Origin of the sequence: Mesorhizobium sp. M1328 (assembly GCF_040318075.1) — a bacterium.
GTDB lineage: Bacteria > Pseudomonadota > Alphaproteobacteria > Rhizobiales > Rhizobiaceae > Mesorhizobium.
The window spans coordinates 1-15,862 of sequence record NZ_JAMYLO010000040.1; the positions used below are offsets into that span (position 1 = coordinate 1).

Annotated in this window: 8 protein-coding genes and 7 pseudogenes; 8 read left to right on the forward strand and 7 right to left on the reverse strand. The window is 61.7% G+C overall.

Annotation, left to right across the window (positions count from 1 at the left end; translation table 11 throughout):
* Positions 1-369: 369 nt before the first annotated feature.
* Positions 370-1,127, reverse strand: a protein-coding gene (locus tag NKH23_RS33010) for an IS5 family transposase (RefSeq protein ID WP_353036524.1) whose coding sequence is annotated in 2 segments (ribosomal slippage) — positions 370-968 and positions 968-1,127 — 759 coding nt in all. Because the reading frame shifts where the segments join, the coding sequence is not laid out codon by codon here.
* Between the two features lie 456 nt (positions 1,128-1,583).
* On the opposite strand from NKH23_RS33010, the gene NKH23_RS33015 reads away from it, so the two are divergent.
* The gene (locus tag NKH23_RS33015; protein WP_352613659.1) at positions 1,584-2,741 is read left to right on the forward strand and encodes an IS110 family RNA-guided transposase; all 1,158 of its coding nucleotides are present in this window, start codon (positions 1,584-1,586) and stop codon (positions 2,739-2,741) included.
* Positions 2,742-3,044: 303 nt separating this feature from the next.
* Here the strand turns inward: NKH23_RS33015 and NKH23_RS33020 are convergent.
* Positions 3,045-4,098 (reverse strand): annotated as a pseudogene (locus NKH23_RS33020) (IS91 family transposase); the annotation flags it as partial.
* A 529-nt stretch (positions 4,099-4,627) separates the two neighbouring features.
* Positions 4,628-4,912, reverse strand: coding sequence for a hypothetical protein (locus tag NKH23_RS33025; RefSeq protein ID WP_353036526.1), 285 nt, complete (start codon positions 4,910-4,912; stop codon positions 4,628-4,630).
* Between the two features lie 67 nt (positions 4,913-4,979).
* Here NKH23_RS33025 and NKH23_RS33030 point away from each other — a divergent pair, with 67 nt between their 5' ends.
* The 4 genes and pseudogenes from NKH23_RS33030 to NKH23_RS33045 all read left to right on the forward strand — a co-directional run bounded on the left by NKH23_RS33030 (position 4,980) and on the right by NKH23_RS33045 (position 7,362).
* On the forward strand, positions 4,980-5,495 hold the full coding sequence (locus NKH23_RS33030; RefSeq protein WP_353036528.1) for a tyrosine-type recombinase/integrase: 516 nt from the start codon (positions 4,980-4,982) through the stop codon (positions 5,493-5,495).
* Positions 5,495-5,722, forward strand: a complete 228-nt coding sequence (locus NKH23_RS33035; protein WP_353036530.1) for a hypothetical protein — start codon at positions 5,495-5,497, stop codon at positions 5,720-5,722. The genes NKH23_RS33030 and NKH23_RS33035 overlap by 1 nt, the downstream gene beginning before the upstream one ends.
* Positions 5,722-6,285: an IS630 family transposase gene (locus NKH23_RS33040; protein WP_353036532.1), complete on the forward strand. Its 564-nt coding sequence runs from the start codon at positions 5,722-5,724 to the stop codon at positions 6,283-6,285. Before NKH23_RS33035 ends, NKH23_RS33040 begins: the two co-directional genes overlap by 1 nt.
* 202 nt (positions 6,286-6,487) lie before the next feature.
* Positions 6,488-7,362, forward strand: a pseudogene (locus tag NKH23_RS33045) (tyrosine-type recombinase/integrase).
* A 114-nt stretch (positions 7,363-7,476) separates the two neighbouring features.
* On the opposite strand, the pseudogene NKH23_RS34750 reads toward NKH23_RS33045, so the two are convergent.
* Both NKH23_RS34750 and NKH23_RS33050 read right to left on the reverse strand, forming a co-directional pair.
* Positions 7,477-7,631: pseudogene (locus NKH23_RS34750) on the reverse strand (transposase zinc-binding domain-containing protein); the annotation flags it as partial.
* Positions 7,630-8,217 (reverse strand): annotated as a pseudogene (locus NKH23_RS33050) (tyrosine-type recombinase/integrase); the annotation flags it as partial. The pseudogenes NKH23_RS33050 and NKH23_RS34750, both read right to left, overlap by 2 nt.
* A gap of 705 nt (positions 8,218-8,922) precedes the next feature.
* Here NKH23_RS33050 and NKH23_RS33055 point away from each other — a divergent pair.
* Positions 8,923-10,423: pseudogene (locus NKH23_RS33055) on the forward strand (transposase).
* Between the two features lie 436 nt (positions 10,424-10,859).
* On the opposite strand, the gene asnB reads toward NKH23_RS33055, so the two are convergent.
* Positions 10,860-12,689: an asparagine synthase (glutamine-hydrolyzing) gene (gene asnB, locus NKH23_RS33060; protein WP_353036534.1), complete on the reverse strand. Its 1,830-nt coding sequence runs from the start codon at positions 12,687-12,689 to the stop codon at positions 10,860-10,862.
* 371 nt (positions 12,690-13,060) lie between these two features.
* Between asnB and NKH23_RS33065 the strand changes: the two are divergent.
* Positions 13,061-14,110: pseudogene (locus NKH23_RS33065) on the forward strand (IS110 family RNA-guided transposase); the annotation flags it as partial.
* A gap of 305 nt (positions 14,111-14,415) precedes the next feature.
* Here NKH23_RS33065 and NKH23_RS33070 read toward each other — a convergent pair.
* Positions 14,416-14,565: pseudogene (locus NKH23_RS33070) on the reverse strand (transposase); the annotation flags it as partial.
* Between the two features lie 228 nt (positions 14,566-14,793).
* Here NKH23_RS33070 and NKH23_RS33075 point away from each other — a divergent pair.
* A complete protein-coding gene (locus NKH23_RS33075; protein WP_353036536.1) occupies positions 14,794-15,555 on the forward strand; it encodes a class I SAM-dependent methyltransferase in 762 nt (253 codons plus the stop codon).
* The last annotated feature ends 307 nt before the right edge of the window (positions 15,556-15,862 follow it).

Consider the following 15,862-nt stretch of genomic DNA (forward strand, 5'->3'; position numbering starts at 1 on the left):
GGCGTTCCGGCGGCAACTAACCTGTCTTCTCGCTCTGCAGCTGCCAGTGCGTCCTCGGCCCACAGCCGTGTGAACGCCACACTCCCCTTCTCGCGCAGCGACGTTGCGCGAGCAAGGGAACGAGCAACCAGGTGGGTAGATTGAATTAGGCCCTCGGCGCGAGCCTTCGCGAGGGCCCCAACGGTATCTTTCGCTTCAAGGCGCGGGTATCGTTTATCATTGGGCGAACCTTTCTCGGGCGGACGCAAGTGTGTCCTCGACAGCCGCGAGAAAGCCACGGATATCTGCTTGGGTCATTGGCGTCAAGAACGCCCCAAGTCCGTCATGGGAAATCCAGAAACCTCGCTCTAGGACGGAGTGACGATTTAACTATCTGAGCCAGATGGCGATGGCGGCGAGTTTAACGAAGCCCAGGAAGTTGGCCAGCAGCTTGTCGTATCGTGTTGCGACGCGACGGAACTGCTTGAGCTTGTTGAAGAAGCGCTCAATGAGATTGCGCTCCTTGTAGAGGTGAGAGTTGTAGGGACGCTGGAGCTTGCGGTTGCGCTTCGGTGAGATGACGATTTCGGCTCCCGTCTGGGCGATCTTTGCGTGCAGGTGGTCGGCGTCACAGCCCTTGTCGGCGATCGTGGCGCCCGCCTCGAAGCCATCGACGAGATCATGGGCAAAGGCGATGTCGTTGCGCTGTCCGGGGCTGGCGATCAGGCGGACCGGTAGCCCGAGCGCATCGCCGGCGGCATGGATCTTGGTGCTCAGCCCGCCTCGAGACCGGCCCAGGCCCTGGGCATTCGCCCCCCTTTTTTCCTTGCGCGCCCCGGCGGCATGCTGATGCGCCCGCACGATGGTCGAGTCGATCATCAGCCATTCTAGATCGGCTTCGCGTGCCAGGACCGCCAACATGTCGTCGAGTACACCCATCTCGATCCAGCGGTAGCGCCGCTTCACTATAGCGTAGTCACCAAGCCTTCCGGCAGGTCGCGCCAGCGGCCGCCCGAACGGGCCATCCACAGCAGCGCATCCAGGAACAGCCGGTTGTTCGTTCGGGGACCGCGCTTGCCCTTGGTGCCTCCGGGCAGGAACCCCTTGATCCGTTCCCACTGATCATCCCGAAGTGCATCACGATCCATCGCTGGCCTCCATCCGGCCAGCATCTTGAATCTGGAGGGTTCTGTGTGGTCGCGGGCGCGATTGGGCGGGCACGCACGGGTCGCGACTACATTGAAGCCTGATTGAACTGAACCGCGGGATGGCGGGCGGGGCTATGGGGATTTAGGGCTCGACAGTGTGTCCGAGGCGCCGGGGCGGGCTCGCCGATCGCTCTGGAGTAGTCGCCCGTCGTCGCGATGCAGGACCATCTGCGACGCGAGAGACGGCGCCATTGGGCCGTTGACGCTAGGGTGCAGCGTTGCTGGTGACAGGCAGGCTGCGACATTGACTAGCGGCGCAAAGGCCCGGCGACGACTGTAGCAGACGCCGGGATGGACGGGGCGAGCGTGTCGGTGCGCAGCGTGTCATGAGAAGCTATGCGGGGGAGCGGCGAGGTGGCACCATCGTCGTACGATCAACCCGAAGGATAGACTATCATGTCCAAAGTCGACGATCTCAGCCGATCAATCACTGTATTGGATCAAGCTCGCACTGTGCTCGTCGTTGTAGAAATGAGTCAAAATAACTGGCTGGTGGCCGGAATGCTTCCCGGCGTTCAGCGACACCCCCTCAAGAAACTCGATCCCGATCCCAATGCATTGCTCGGTTTGATCGCGCGTTGGCGATCGGAGGCGGAGGCTGCGGGCATGCCGATAGACCGGGTCGCGCTGGCCTTCGAGGCTGGGCGAGACGGCTTCTGGCTGGCCCGGTGGCTGCAGACGCGAGGCATAGACGCTCACGTCATCCATTCAACCAGCGTCGCCGTGAACCGTGAACACCGACGGGCGAAAACCGACAGGCTAGACACGGCCATGCTGATGCGCGTGTTCCTGGGTTGGCTGCGTGGCGAGCGTGGCCACTGCCGCATGGTGGCGATCCCATCACTGGCGGAAGAGGATGCCAAGCGGCCGAGCCGCGAGCGGGAGAACCTGGTCAGCGAGAAAACGCGGATAGTCAATCGCATGAAAGGGGCGCTGGCTCGGCTCGGCATCCGTGGCTTCAAGCCCGAGCTTCGCCGGGCGCCGAAGAAGTTGCCGGACCTGCGCACTTCGGAAGGACAGCCGCTTCCGCCGAATATGCTGGAAGAGATGCGGCGCGACATGGCTCGGCTTGCGGTGGTGCGCGATCAGATCACGACGATTGAAAAAGCCAGAATTGCCCAGCTTGAGCAGGCGCCCGCGTCGGGGTATAATGCAATGGTTGTGCTATTGGCGCGCGTGATTGGTGTCGGGATTGAGACAGCCGACATGCTGGTCCACGAGGTGCTTAGCCGCAACCTCAGAGACCGGCGCGCGGTGGCGCGTTACGCCGGTCTGACAGGCTCCCCCGACGAGAGCGGATCTAAACGACGCGAAAAGGGGTTGGCCAAGGCAGGCAACGCCCGGGTGCGACGCGGGCTGATCCAATTGGCCTGGCGCTTCCTGAGATTCCAAAAGAATAGCGAACTGACGCAATGGTTCCAGGCACGAGCGGCACAGGGCGCCCGCAAGACGACGATGATCGTGGCGCTCGCACGCAAGTTACTCATCGCGCTCTGGCGATTGGTTACCGTCGGCGAAATCCCGATGGGCGTCACATTGCGCCCGATGAACTGAACACACTGCAGGGCGCCTGACGGATCAACCGCCGTAATGACGCCCGCGCGTATCGATTCGAGGTGGCGGTGTCCCGATGGACACCATGGCGTTATTTGCCGTCATGAGAATGGGCCCGCCGCCTCGGAGCCTTGCTGCTGAAGCCAATGACTGCTTCATGGTCCGGGTCTTTTGCAGACCCACCGAATACAAGGTTGCGGCGTAATGCGATGCGCCCAAAGGCAGGCTCCCCTCGAATTTGATGCTCGCGGACCAATGCACAAGGCAGTGACCAACCGTTCTGTTATGGCTATCCTGACCGCTTTACCGCGAAATCAGTGAAGGCCCCTTGACAACGAAATCCCCATACAAGGTGTCTGGCCAGGTCGGGGCCTTGCGCGGGATCGGGCCGAGCGAGGCCATGGCGCCGCCGCAGCCCGGACAGATGTCCAGGGAGCGCCCTGTGAGACAGCGGTAACGCTGGCGATAGTCGGCAGTCGGGTCCGGCGCCGGGGCGCCGCCAGAAGAAGACGCCACTGGGCGAGCTTGGCGACGCGGTGGCCGTTGGCGAGGAGGCCGTAATGGCGGATGCGATGGAATCCCTCTGGAAGAGCGTGCAGCAGGAAGCGCCGGATGAACTCGTCGGCGCTTAAGGTCATGAGCTTGTGCTTGGACTTGTCATGGTGGCGATAGTCTTTCCAGCGGACGCTGACCTTTCCCTGGTCCAGGCTCACGAGGCGGCTGTTGGCGATGGCGACGCGATGGGTATAGCGACCCAGATAGGCGAGGACCTGTTCGGGACCGCCGAACGGGGGCTTGGCGAAGACGACCCATTCGATCCGCTTCAATCCAGCCAGTTGGGTGCAGAAAAGTGGCAGGGTCGGCCAGGCTGGCGAGATCGCTGAAGAAGCGAAGCTGGCCGGCGTCGAAGGCGTCCTGCAGGCGCTCCAGGAATAGCCGCCTGAACAGGCGCGACAGAACCCGCACGGGCAGGAAAAACCCCGGCCGGCAGGCGATCCATCGCTGGTCCGCGGCCTTCGCCGTGGCAGGCTCGAGCGACAGGCCGCCGCCCGGCACGACGCAGTGGACATGCGGATGATGGTGGAGATTTTGACCCCAAGTATGAAGCACGGCGACCACGCCGATCTCGGCGCCCAGATGCCTGGGATCGGCCGCCGCCACCCTCAAGGCTTCGGATGCGGCCTTGACCAGGATCGCATGGACCGCCGCCTTGTTCTAAGGCGATCTCAGCGATCTGGGCCGGGACGGTGAAGACCACGTGGAAGTATGGGACCGGCAGCAGTTCAGCCTGCCGCTCGGCCAGCCACTGGGCGCGGGCTAGGCCCTGGCACTTAGGGCAGTGGCGGTTGCTGCAGGTAATGGGCGACGCCCATTACCTGCCTTATTGGCAGATCTAGTAATGGGGAGCTGGCGTGCCGGCATCGGCATTTTTCGGTGAATTGTAGCGCTCTTTGTCTCCATAACAGCGCGGGCCTGCGCCTTCGTAGGCTCTGCCACCAATGGCCGGTCACAAACGGAGACGAACATGTTAGAGACCTCCTTCTCGGCGTCGAAGCTGCTGGGGCATCTGCGGAGCGGGCCAAGCGGACCATACCTTGACGGTTTCGCAGCCGCGCTCGAGCGGCAGGGCTATAGTACCGGCACAGCCGCGCGATATTTGCGGGCGGCAGCGCATCTCGGCCATGTCGTGACTCGGCAAGGAGCAATGCCCAGCGACATTGATCTGCGGTGTTCAGCGAGCACTTGCGCACTTGTCGATGTCCGCGCGCCATGGGACGGCGTCGCAACCACCACACATTTTCGGCGCCAGGCTCTTTCGCCAGTACCTTGTCGAAATCGGCGTTTGCCAGTTCGCCGCTACTGCATTGCAGCGTGCCGAGCCGTGTCTAGTGGCTCACTTCAAAGTGTGGCTGCGCAAGCACCGCGGGGCATCCGATCCCACCATCAAGCTCTACGGCCGCGATGCCGCCCACTTGATGGCGGGACTCGGGGACGATCAAGAGCGGTGGGAACCGGCTGCCATTCGCAGCTTTTTCCTGGACCGCGCGAGCCAATGCGGCAATCGAACCATCGAGAAGTTGACGACCAGCCTGCGCGCGTTCTTGCGGTATCTTGCTGTCGAAGGCCGCTGCCGAGCAGGTCTCGCCGATGTCGTTCCTGGCTATGCCCATTGGCGGCTTGCCGACTTGCCGCGATATCTGGCGGCGGAGCAGGTGAACCGGCTGATCGCGGCATGCGATGGCGAAGTCGTCGCGCGCCGGCGATCGCGCGATCGTCCTGCTCTTGGTGCGCCTCGGGCTGCGGGCCGGCGACGTGGCGCAACTCCGCCTCGACGACATCGAGTGGGAGACAGGCTCGCTGCGGGTCTCGGGCAAGTCGCGCTACGAGGTGCGTCTGCCGCTTCCGCAAGACGTCGGGGATGCGATCGCCGCCTACCTCGCCTGTCGCCCTTCGACCTGCCCGAGCGATCACGTTTTCCTCCGCAATATTGCGCCGTTTCGGCCGTTCCGGAAAGGTGACGGCATCTCGTCGGTGGTTAAACGCCTCATGCAGCGGGCCGGCATCGTGGCGCCAGTCAAGGGGGCGCACGTCCTGCGACACACGGCGGCGACCGAGATGCTGCGCCATGGCGTTCCGCTCGAGAAGATCGGGTTGGTCCTGCGGCACCGAGGTATCGACACGACGGCCCATTACGCCAAGGCCGATGTCACGCTCCTCAAGCAAATCGCGCAGCCCTGGCCGGAGGTTCTCTGATGTTGAAGGCCATCGAGACTTATCTGGCGCTCCGCCGTACCACTGGATTCGCGATGCTGAATGCGGAATACCTGCTCAGGAGCTTTGCCGCCTTTCATCAATTGACGGCGGCGCTGGCTGAACGCGGTCTCACCATCCACCCAGCGAGCGTCGGTCGCTTCCTCCATCGCGAGGCAAAAGCTTTAAAAAAACCGTTCTGCCGGCGGAGCAGCTCAAGCCAAAGCTGATGCGCCGGCGTGCGCAATGGACGCGTTACCAGACCCGCATTGATCCCACACGCCTGGTCTTCCTGGATGAAACATGGGTCAAGACCAACATGGCGCCGCTGCGCGGCTGGGGCGTGCGCGGCAAGCGGCTGATTGCTCACGCGCCATATGGCCACTGGAAGACGATGACCTTCATCGCCGCGCTGCGGCATGATCGGGTGGAGGCGCCTTGGGTCATTGACGGACCCATCAATGCGCAGGCCTTTGGCGTCTATGTCGAAACCGAACTCATCAAAACACTGAAGCCGGGCGACGTCGTCATTCTCGACAATCTCGGTTCTCACAAGGGCCAAGCCGTCCGCGACATCGTCAGGGCTGCTGGCGCAAGGCTCTTTTTCCTGCCGCCCTACAGCCCAGACCTCAATCCAATCGAGAAGCTGTTCGCTAAGCTCAAGCACTGCATGCGACGTGCCGCCAAACGAAGTGTTGAGGCCGTACACAACGCCATCGCCAACACCCTTGACGACGTCACCCCAAACGAATGCAACAACTACATCGAAAGCGCAGGCTACAAGTCAACCTGAATGCGAAACGCTCTAGAGGCCACCGCCGACCTCATGCGCGACGTCGCCGCGGCCGGTGAAGGGTTCCTCACCGAAGGAAGGCAATCATGACGCCGATTGCTCCCCTCATCGAAGCGTTCCTCGATGAGACACTCGCCCGCCAGCGGGGCGTCAGTCGGCATACGCGCGATTCCTATACCCCCTGAGCTTCCAGTTGCTCTTCATGTTCGCTGCAAAGAGGCTGAAGGTCTCGCCATCGGCGCTGACGCTGGAGCAACTCGACGCCAGCCTCATCAGCGCCTTCCTGGAATATCTCGAGCATAAGCGCAAAAACGCGCCGGTGACGCGCAATGTCCGGCTGGCGGCCATCAAGTCCTTCTTCCGCTTCCTCGAATACAGGCAGCCGGCGGCCCTGGAGCATATCCGCCGCGTCCTGGCGATCCCATTCAAGAAGACGGATCGGCGTCTGGTCCCCTATCTTTTGCGGGAGGAGCTGCAAGCGGTGCTCGACGCTCCGGATCACGGCACGCGCGATGGCATTCGCGACCGGGCCATGCTGCATCTGGCGGTTTGTGCGGGTCTGCGCGTGTCCGAGCTGACGGGGTTGAAGCTCGAGGACATCGACCTGTCGTCGATGAGCATTCGTGTCCTGGGCAAGGGACGGCGGGAAAGGACGCTTCCCTTGTGGAAGACCACGGCCGCAGCCCTGCGCGCGTGGCTCGCCGTTCGCGGGCGGGTCGCAGCACCCAGGTGTTCGTCAACGCCCGGGGAGTGCCGCTGAGCCGATGGGGCTTCGCCTATCTCCTCAAACAGCATGCAGCGACCGCCGCTCGAGCGCATCCTGGCCTCGACAAGAAACGCATCTCGCCCCACGTGCTCAGGCACACATGCGCGATGATCATCCTGCAAGCAACGCAGGACATCCGTAAGGTGGCGCTTTGGTTGGGGCACGCCACTCTGACGACTACTGAAATCTACACGCGTGGCGATCCGACAGAAAAGCTCGACGCCATGGAATCGATCGTTCCACCACATGTGCGGCGCGGCGCGTTCCGGCCGTCCGACAGGCTCATCGCGCTCCTCAAGCGCCCTTCGTAATGGTGAGCCGGGTTGGCAGCGGCACACACAAGAGCGCGATCAAGTCGCTGCCAGCTCCCGATTACTAAATCTGCCCATAAGGCAGGAGTTATAGGCTTGCCGCACGAAGCCTCAGTCGGTGCAGTGTTCGGCGTGACCGCCCAGGGCCGCGGTCCGGCACGCCTCCCCGCGGCCATAACCCGGCGCTCGACACGCCCGAGATGGCCGGCATGGTCGCGGCGATAATCAGCCCCGTGACGGTGGAATACATCCGCCACGGCCGCGGCCATCGCGCCGAGGAAATAGCCATCGCCCCGGCTTGGTCAACCGCCAATAGACGCGCGCAAAATCTCCAGCAGCTGCGGCGACAGCATCACATAGCGGTCCTTGCCGCCCTTGCCCTGCTCGATGCGAATGATCATCCGGCTGCTATCGATGTCCGTCACCTGCAGACGCGCCGCCTCCGCGGCGCGTAAGCCCACCGCATAGGTGGTCATCAGAGCGACCCGGTTAACTCGTCCCCTTCACGGCCTGCAGAAAGCCGACCACCTCATCGGCGCTCAGCACGACCGGCAACTTGCGCGGCGTCCGGGCGTAAGCGATCCGCTCAGGCAGATCAGATCGACCCAGCGTCACGCCGTAGAAGAAACGCAAGGCGCAAACGGTCTGGTTCAACGCGCCCCACGAGACCCTTCGGCCCACCAAGTGGGCCCGATAGGCGCGCACCTCTTCCTATCCCAGTTGATCGGGTGATCGTCCAAAAAATCGACTGAACTTCGCCACGTGATGCACGTAGGATCGCTGGGTCTCCGGTGACAAATTGCGGATCGTCAGATCTTCAATCATCCGCTGACGCAGAGGGCTTATCTGGGCCATCTGGGGTTCTCCTGTCTGGAAGGTTGGCTCGACACCAAATCTTCTCAGACGGGGGCCTCCTCAGGCCAGACCCGCGCATCAGCTACCGCGGCAGCGGTTTAGTTCAATCTGATTTGCTCCCAAAGGGGAATCCCCAATCCTTAAATCGTCACTACGTCCTAGCAAGCCACTCAAGAACACCTTTATGTATCGATGAAGACGAGGCGCTGCGGATCAACTTTGCCCTGATATTTCTTCCACTGCCCTCGCCTTCGCGGATTTTCGGCCGCCGTTGCTCCGCGGGCAGTATGCTTTTTTGAAGCTCAGCCCTTCGGCATGGACGAAGCCCCGCACCGATCGATAGTCGACTTGACACCGCGCTCGCCAGTTCAGTGACCAAGCACGCAGCATGAATCTCGGCTGTCGTCCGCGCGAATAGCCGGTCACGATGTTCGCCCGATAAACTTCGCGGCTTGTGCCCTGGCCATCTGACCCGGCGCCACGCTGCCCGTCTTTGCAGGACGAATCCAACCAGCGGATGGCCGCGCTTTGCGACACTGATCTCTGCAAGATATGAGCGACGTTCCACCGCCAATCAGCCGAATGGAATAGGGTCTTTCCGGACCCCGCCACGACCCCGCATTGCCTCGCTTGAATTGTTCCTGGATGTTAACCCGTTGCCTCATCTGATTTGCTCCCCGCATTTGTGTGGCAGGAGCAAATCAGATGAGGCAGGTCAGCATGGCGACGCGGGATGAGCTGGTGAGCGCGGTAACGGAGCGCTACGCCCGAAGCGAGCGGGCAGAGAAGTCGTGCATTCTCGATGAGTTCGTGGCGGTGAGCGGCTTTCAACGCAGGCATGCGATGCGCCTATTGCGCAACGGACCGCAGGTGGGCCGTTCGGGGCCGCGGCCGGAGCGGGGGCTTTATGACGATGCGGTTGGTGAAGCGCTGATCGTGCTGTGGGAGGCCTCAGACCGGATCTGCGGGAAGCGGCTGAAAGCGCTGGTGCCGATCCTGGTCGAGGCGATGGAGCGTCACGGGCATCTTCAGCGTGCGCCGGAAGTCCGGACGCGGCTTTTGGCGATGAGTGCGGCAACGATCGACCGTGCGCTGCGCGCGGTCCGCGAGACCGCAGTTGGCGGCAAGCGGCGCCGGTCCGCGGCATCCTCGGCGCTGCGGCGGAGCATACCGATCCGCACCTTCTCCGACTGGCCGGATCCGCCGCCCGGCTTTGTCGAGGCCGACCTGGTGGCGCACAGCAGCCCGGTGACGAGCGGCAGCTTTGTGCAGACGCTGGTTCTCACCGAGGTTGCGAGCGGATGGACGGAAAGCGCGCCGTTGCTGGTCCGCGAGCAGAAGCTGTTGAGCGAGGTGCTGACGGAATTGCGGCGGCGGCTGCCGTTCGACCCTCTCGGCTTCGACACCGACAATGACAGCGCGTTCCTGAACGAGACGGTGCGCGATTATTTTCAGGAGGCCGATATCGCGTTCACGCGCTGCCGGCCGTACCGCAAGAATGATCAGGCTTTTGTCGAGCAGAAGAACGGTGCCGTGGTGCGCCGCATCGTCGGCTATCGCCGTCTGGAGGGGCTTGAAGCCGCTGCGGCTCTCGCGCAGCTCTATGCGACGGTGCGGCTGTTCGTGAACTTCTTCCAGCCCTCCTTCAAGCTGGCCACAAAGGAGCGGGGCGGCGCCCGCGTGCGCAAGCGTTACGGCCGGCGACGCCCTGCCAACGATTGCTGGCGGATCCCCGGACGCCGGAACCGGTTCGCGCCGCACTCGCGCAAACATATGCGCGGCTGGACCCTGTCCGGTTGCTGAGCAAGATGCGGATGGCGCAGCAGCCTCGTCGACATCGCCACAGGCCGGCACGCAATTGGTTTTGGCGGCCGATCCGTCTGTCGACCGGTTCCTGTCGGGCTTGCGGACGGCTTGGAAGGAGGGTGAAATCCGCCCAACCGCGCAAGCCAAGCCGAAGCAAAAACGAGGCCGTCGGCGACCGGATCCCTTCGCCCTCGTCACCAAAGAACTGCAAGCGTGGTTTGACGACGAGCCCTGGCGGACAAGCCGCGAATTGCTGGAGCGTCTGCAGGCGGAGCGTCCGGGACAATATCCCGATCAGTTGCTGCTCACGTTGCAGCGCCGCTTGAAGATCTGGCGAAAGGAAAAGGCGCACGCAATGGTGTTCGGCGCGATGCAGTTCGAGCCGGCAATCAAGCCTTGACGAATTGATCCGGATCCCAGTCGTGGGAACATTATGATGAGGCAACGGACAATGTCGGCCGGGAGCATTCCACGGTGAGGCAATACGAGGCCTCTTCCAGATTGTCGCGCTATAGGTGGGAGACATCGAGCGGAATCCGCACTACCGGGTCGGAGTAGCAGCGTTTCAACGGAGGCCAACGTCAATACGAAATACGTGGGCGAATCTTTAAGGCGGCACGCGTCGCCGTGATGCCTGGACCCGGAGTTGCAAACACTCGGTCTCAGGTGCCCCGAGCCGAAATGCAAGGCCTGGGGGATCATTGCGGAGGCTCCTGTGCATTGCAGTGCTGTGTAATGATGTGCAATCCGAAAGTTCGGGAAGGAGACTTGGCCATGGAGCCACGCCGTATCGGGCGCCCGGACCCCTTTGCTGTCCTTTTGCGTGTTCCGCCGTCTCAGACCGTAAGGCTCACGTTGTAATCGGTCAGGAAATCCTGGAGGGCCAGGATACGCTCTACGCCCCTGAGGTTGTCGGTCGCATCGAGCGCGCGGCACCTGTCGACGGACAGCAGCGGTGCCACTGCCGCATTGCGGTCATTCAGCAGCGCGGTGAACCGGGTGCGCAGCATTCTGCCGTAGGTCGGATCCTGGATAGCCGGAATCATGCTCTTGACTCGCTGCACCACCGACTGCGGCAGCAGATCCGCCGTGGCGGCCCGCAGCAGGCTCTTCTCGCGCCTGTCGAAAGTCTTGTGGGCCCATGGGGTGCCGAACACGTACTCAACGAGGCGGTGGTCGCAGTAGGGGACCCGCACCTCGAGACCCAAAGCCATGCTCATCCGGTCCTTGCGGTCGAGCAGCTTCGGCAGGCTACGCGTGAGAAAGAGGTAGCAGACCTCGCGCATGCGACGCTCGTGCGGATCGGCCGAGGCCGGCCCGGTCAGGGCGGGTACTTCCGCAAGTGCCCTGCGGTACTGCTCGTCGAGGTAGCCGGGGAGGTCGAGTTTCTCGACGAGGCCGGGGTCTAGGGACCGCCGTACGATATCGTCGCTGTCTTCGATCCAGGGAAAGGTGTCGGCCTGAACTTGCGCGGGATCGTGGAACGACGAGTAGCCGCCGAAAAGCTCGTCGGCCGCCTCCCCGGACAGGGCCACCGTACAGTGTTGCCCGATGGCCCGGAACAGCAGATAGAGCGAGGTATCAACGCTGCCCGTGGTCAACGGCAGGTCGCGGGCGTGGAGGGTGGCGGCCCGCACGTTCGGGTCCATGAGTTCGTGCGCGGACAACGTGATGTCCGTGTGGTCGGTACCAACGTATTTCGCGACTTCCTGCACGTACGGCCCGTCGGGTGTGGGGCGCCATGGGCCGGGGATAAAGTTCTCAGTGTAGCCGACGAAGTCGACGGCGAAGGTCCGGATCCGTTCGTCGCTGAAGCGCGCGACCAGTGCGGTGATGGCCGAGGAATCAAGCCCGCCCGACAACAGTGTGCACAGCGGCACGTCGGCGATGAGCTGCCGCTGGATCGTGTCGTCGAGCAACTCGCGAACGCGCCGAACAGTGGTAGGCACGTCGTCGGTGTGCCCGCTGTCGGTGAGATGCCAGTAGCTCATCTGCTTGATGCCGTCGCGGGTCACGCGGACGATGTGGCCGGGCCGTACCTCACGCATGCCGCGGAACACGGTGCTGTCCGGGTCAGCGATGGAGCACAGGGTGCGGCGAAGCCCATCGGCGTCCATGGCCCGTTCCGCGAGACTATTGGCGAGGATCGCCTTTGGCTCGGAGCCGAATAACACTCCGTGCTCGGTGGGGTAGTAGTAAAGCGGCTTTATGCCGAGCCGGTCGCGTATGAGAAGCAGTTCGCGCTTGGCGGTATCCCAGAGTGCGTAGGCAAACATCCCGTTGAGTTCGCTCACGGCGCTGCGGGGGTCGCGGTGGCCCCACTCGCGGTGGGCGCGCAGCACCACCTCGGTGTCACTGCTCGTGTCGAACCGATGGCCCAGGGCGGCAAGCCGTTGCCGCAGCTCGCGGTAGTTGTAAGTCTCGCCCGTGTAGACGAGCACCAACGCCGGTCGGCCGTCCTCCTGGTGCGTCATCGGCTGGTGACCGCCCTGGATATCGATGATCGCCAGGCGGCGGTGTCCCAGTGCCGCAGGCCCGTCGATCCAAGTCCCCTCGTCGTCCGGACCACGATAGGCCATGGTGGCCGTCATGTCGGCAAGCTCCCTTCGCGCGTCGGGACCTCCTAGGTCACGATCGAAATCAATCCATCCACAGATGCCGCACATTTTTTGGCTCCTTGCCTTGGCAACTGTCGCGCAACTTCGGGCATCCGGGACACCGCACCACGCGAACACGCGATATCCTTTATGGCCGTCTCATCGGCTCAACTCGAGTAACCTCGATCGATCGTGACGGTTCATTCCAGCAGGCTGACTCCTTAGCAACCTGCCACGCAGCGCGCACCTCCCTGTTCTCGTAGTCTTACTGCGTCACAAAGGCGGGTCTGACCACGGCGCCTCCTTACGGGGACTTCGTAGCCTGGCAAGAGCCGCCTCCTTGCCGGCGACGACGGGGCTCGGCTTCGGCCACTCCGAAGCAACCCCCCGATCTCAGCTTATCGCGGGGGTGAGCCACCTTCACCCCGAGAACATACGGTCTCAGCAAGTCGACGTGGCTGGTGACGTCGCTATTGCCAGGCGGGGGTGAGCGTATGTCGAAGCATGCGGTGCGAGGTGGTGATATTGCGGGACTGCTGGCGCGCTTTGCACAGCTTCGGGAAAAGGCTCAAGTGCGCACCGGCGAGACCTTTCCGATTGTCGTCATCCAAGAGGCCGGTTTGGACGGTTTTTGGATCCACCGTGTCCTGGAGCATGAGGGGATCGAGAGCCATGTTGTTGACCCTGCCTCCATTGCCACCTCGCGCCGGCGACGGCGGGCGAAGACCGATAAGATCGACGGCGAAACGCTGGTGCGCGCACTGCTTGCTTATAAACGCGGCGAGCCACGCGTATGCGCGATGGCGAAGCCACCGACGCCCGAAGCAGAGGATCGGCGCCGGATCTGCCGGGAGCGCAAGGTCCTGGTCAGTGAGCGGACGAGCCACGCCAATCGCATCAAGGGGCTGCTATTTGCGCAAGGGATAACCGGCTATGATCCGCTGCGACGTGACCGGCGTGAGCGGCTTGATGATCTCCGAACGGGTGATGGCCGTGTGCTGGGCAGGCAACTCAAGGCGCAGCTCATTCGCGAGCTCGATCGCCTCGAGCTGCTGTTCGAGCAGATCAAGTCAGTCGAAGCCGAGCGTGACGCGTTGCTGGCCGCCGACGTCGCTGACACGCCTGTGGCGTTGCTGCTCGACCTCAAAGGCATTGGCCCCGAGAGTGCCGCCATCTTGTATACGGAAGGGCTGTTCCGAAAGTTCGACAACCGAAGGCAGGTTGCAGCCTATGCCGGGCTTGCGCCGACGCCTTGGCGGAGCGGATCAATCGACCGCGAGCAAGGCGTCTCAAAGGCTGGCAATCCCCGGCTCCGGACAACAATGATCGAGCTTGCCTGGCTGTGGCTGCGCTACCAGCCCGAGTCAGCGCTCTCTCGTTGGTTCCGCGAACGAGCAGAGTGTAACGCCGGGCGCGTGCGCGCACGAAAGTTGCTCATCGCTCTCTCGAAATGGGTGGTCATCGAGGGCGCCGTCATGAAAACCGCCTAAGGCGATCAACCCTGCATAACTATCCGGAGGGCCAATTAGCCCCCGCGGCTCCAGGGAGACAACCGAATCCGCCGCTGGTCTGAACCACCGACAGGAAGAATGGTCTCGTCCTCCTGAGCCCCTTGCCCGCCGAAAGCGGGATATTGGTGCAGCCGTCCCGGACGGCGACCGCATGTGAGTTGGACCAGGCTCGGAAATACGCCGCGCCGCGTCAACGCAGTTGGGCTCAACCCTGGAAGCTCCGCCAACAGAAAAGGAGGAATTATGCGCCTTTGATATCACTTGACCTGAAACTCGTCATGTGAGCGGCGGATGAACTCGCCCGCTTCCAGCGTCATGGTCCGGTAGCGCTCCTTCCCGTTGCGACGGTACTCCTTCCAGCGGAAACGAACCGTGCTGTCCTCGATGTCGATGGGGCGGGTGTTGGAGATGGCGCAGCGGTGCGTATAGCGCCCAGCGGAAGAGAAGGCCGGAGCAGTGCCTCGAGAGGCCCCATGCCGGCCCACGATGCAATCTCCAACGCGGCATGGTCAATGACTGTCGCGAAACTTTTAACAAAGATATGAAAACGTTCACAAATATTTTCTTTACTATTCTGGGCCGTATGCGAAACTCGATCAAAATATATATGAATCAAAAAGTCAGAAATATCTGTGTGGTTATCAAAGTGGAAGGAAAGATATATGAATAGTAATATTGGTAAGAAAGTTTCTTTAATAGAACTTGAATCATACTTCAGCGAAGATTATATCCATTTTGGGGATGTGATCAATTCACCGAAAACAAGTGACAGGCAAGTGGGAGTAATTTGGAAACTTCTTTCTCTTACGCAAGGCAACTCAGTTCTTGAACTTGGGTGCGGCTATGGGCGGATTACCAACCGATTGGCGGAAAAAGGAGCCCAGGTAGTCGGACTTGATATCTCGCCGATCTTGCTGAAAAAAGCCGAAGCGGATGCGGCTGAACGCGGAGTAAATGTCGAGTATGTTCTGGGCGACATGCGCTCACTTCCCTGGCGAGATCGATTCGACGCGGCTTTTCTGTGGTACACGACGTTTGGCTATTTCGATGACGCGGATAATGAGAGAGTTCTTCGTGAAGCTGCTTCTTCACTTCGAAAGGGCGGGCGTCTGCTAATCGATAACCCCAATCGTTTCGAGTGCCTGCGCCACAAGTTTCCTATGTGTTCCGTTGCGCAGCGTAACGACGATGTACGAATCGATATATTTAGCAACGATGTGATAAGCGATCGCGAGAACCTCGAAAGGATTATCGTTCGCGATGGACGCGTTAGACGAACGCACCTTTCTTACAGGCAGTATGGGTTTTCTGAATATGTTCGCATGTTGCGAAGCGCGGGGTTCGAGACTGTCGAAGCATATGGCAAGGAAGGTGGAGCGTTTACATCCGATAGCCCGCGCCTCGTGGTTGTCGCACAAAAATAATATCAACGGAATAGCCTAGCTGAACTGCGTGTCCGAAAAACCATTAGCAGGCCAGGGGCGAAATCCCTCGTTAGACGCCGTATCTTAAAGGATTTCGCAAGACACATGTTTTTTGAGAGTTTGCGCGTAGCCAATGTTACGCCTTCGAGAAAGTATGCCAATTGATTGCTCGTGCAATCGTCATTTGCCAAGATAGGGGAGCCACTCATGCCCACATCTAGTCAACAGGAACGCGTGCCCGCATTTAGTCAACAGGAATACCGCGAACGCACGCGTCGACTGCGCCAGCAAATGGCGGCGCACGGTA

Excerpts from the sequence above, each read along its gene's own strand:
- NKH23_RS33015 (WP_352613659.1), top strand. The coding sequence starts at position 1,584 with ATGTCCAAAGTCGACGATCTCAGCCGATCAATCACTGTATTGGATCAA.
- NKH23_RS33025 (WP_353036526.1), bottom strand. The coding sequence starts at position 4,912 with ATGGGCATAGCCAGGAACGACATCGGCGAGACCTGCTCGGCAGCGGCC.
- NKH23_RS33030 (WP_353036528.1), top strand. The coding sequence starts at position 4,980 with ATGGCGAAGTCGTCGCGCGCCGGCGATCGCGCGATCGTCCTGCTCTTG.
- NKH23_RS33035 (WP_353036530.1), top strand. The coding sequence starts at position 5,495 with ATGTTGAAGGCCATCGAGACTTATCTGGCGCTCCGCCGTACCACTGGA.
- NKH23_RS33040 (WP_353036532.1), top strand. The coding sequence starts at position 5,722 with ATGCGCCGGCGTGCGCAATGGACGCGTTACCAGACCCGCATTGATCCC.
- asnB (WP_353036534.1), bottom strand. The coding sequence starts at position 12,689 with ATGTGCGGCATCTGTGGATGGATTGATTTCGATCGTGACCTAGGAGGT.
- NKH23_RS33075 (WP_353036536.1), top strand. The coding sequence starts at position 14,794 with ATGAATAGTAATATTGGTAAGAAAGTTTCTTTAATAGAACTTGAATCA.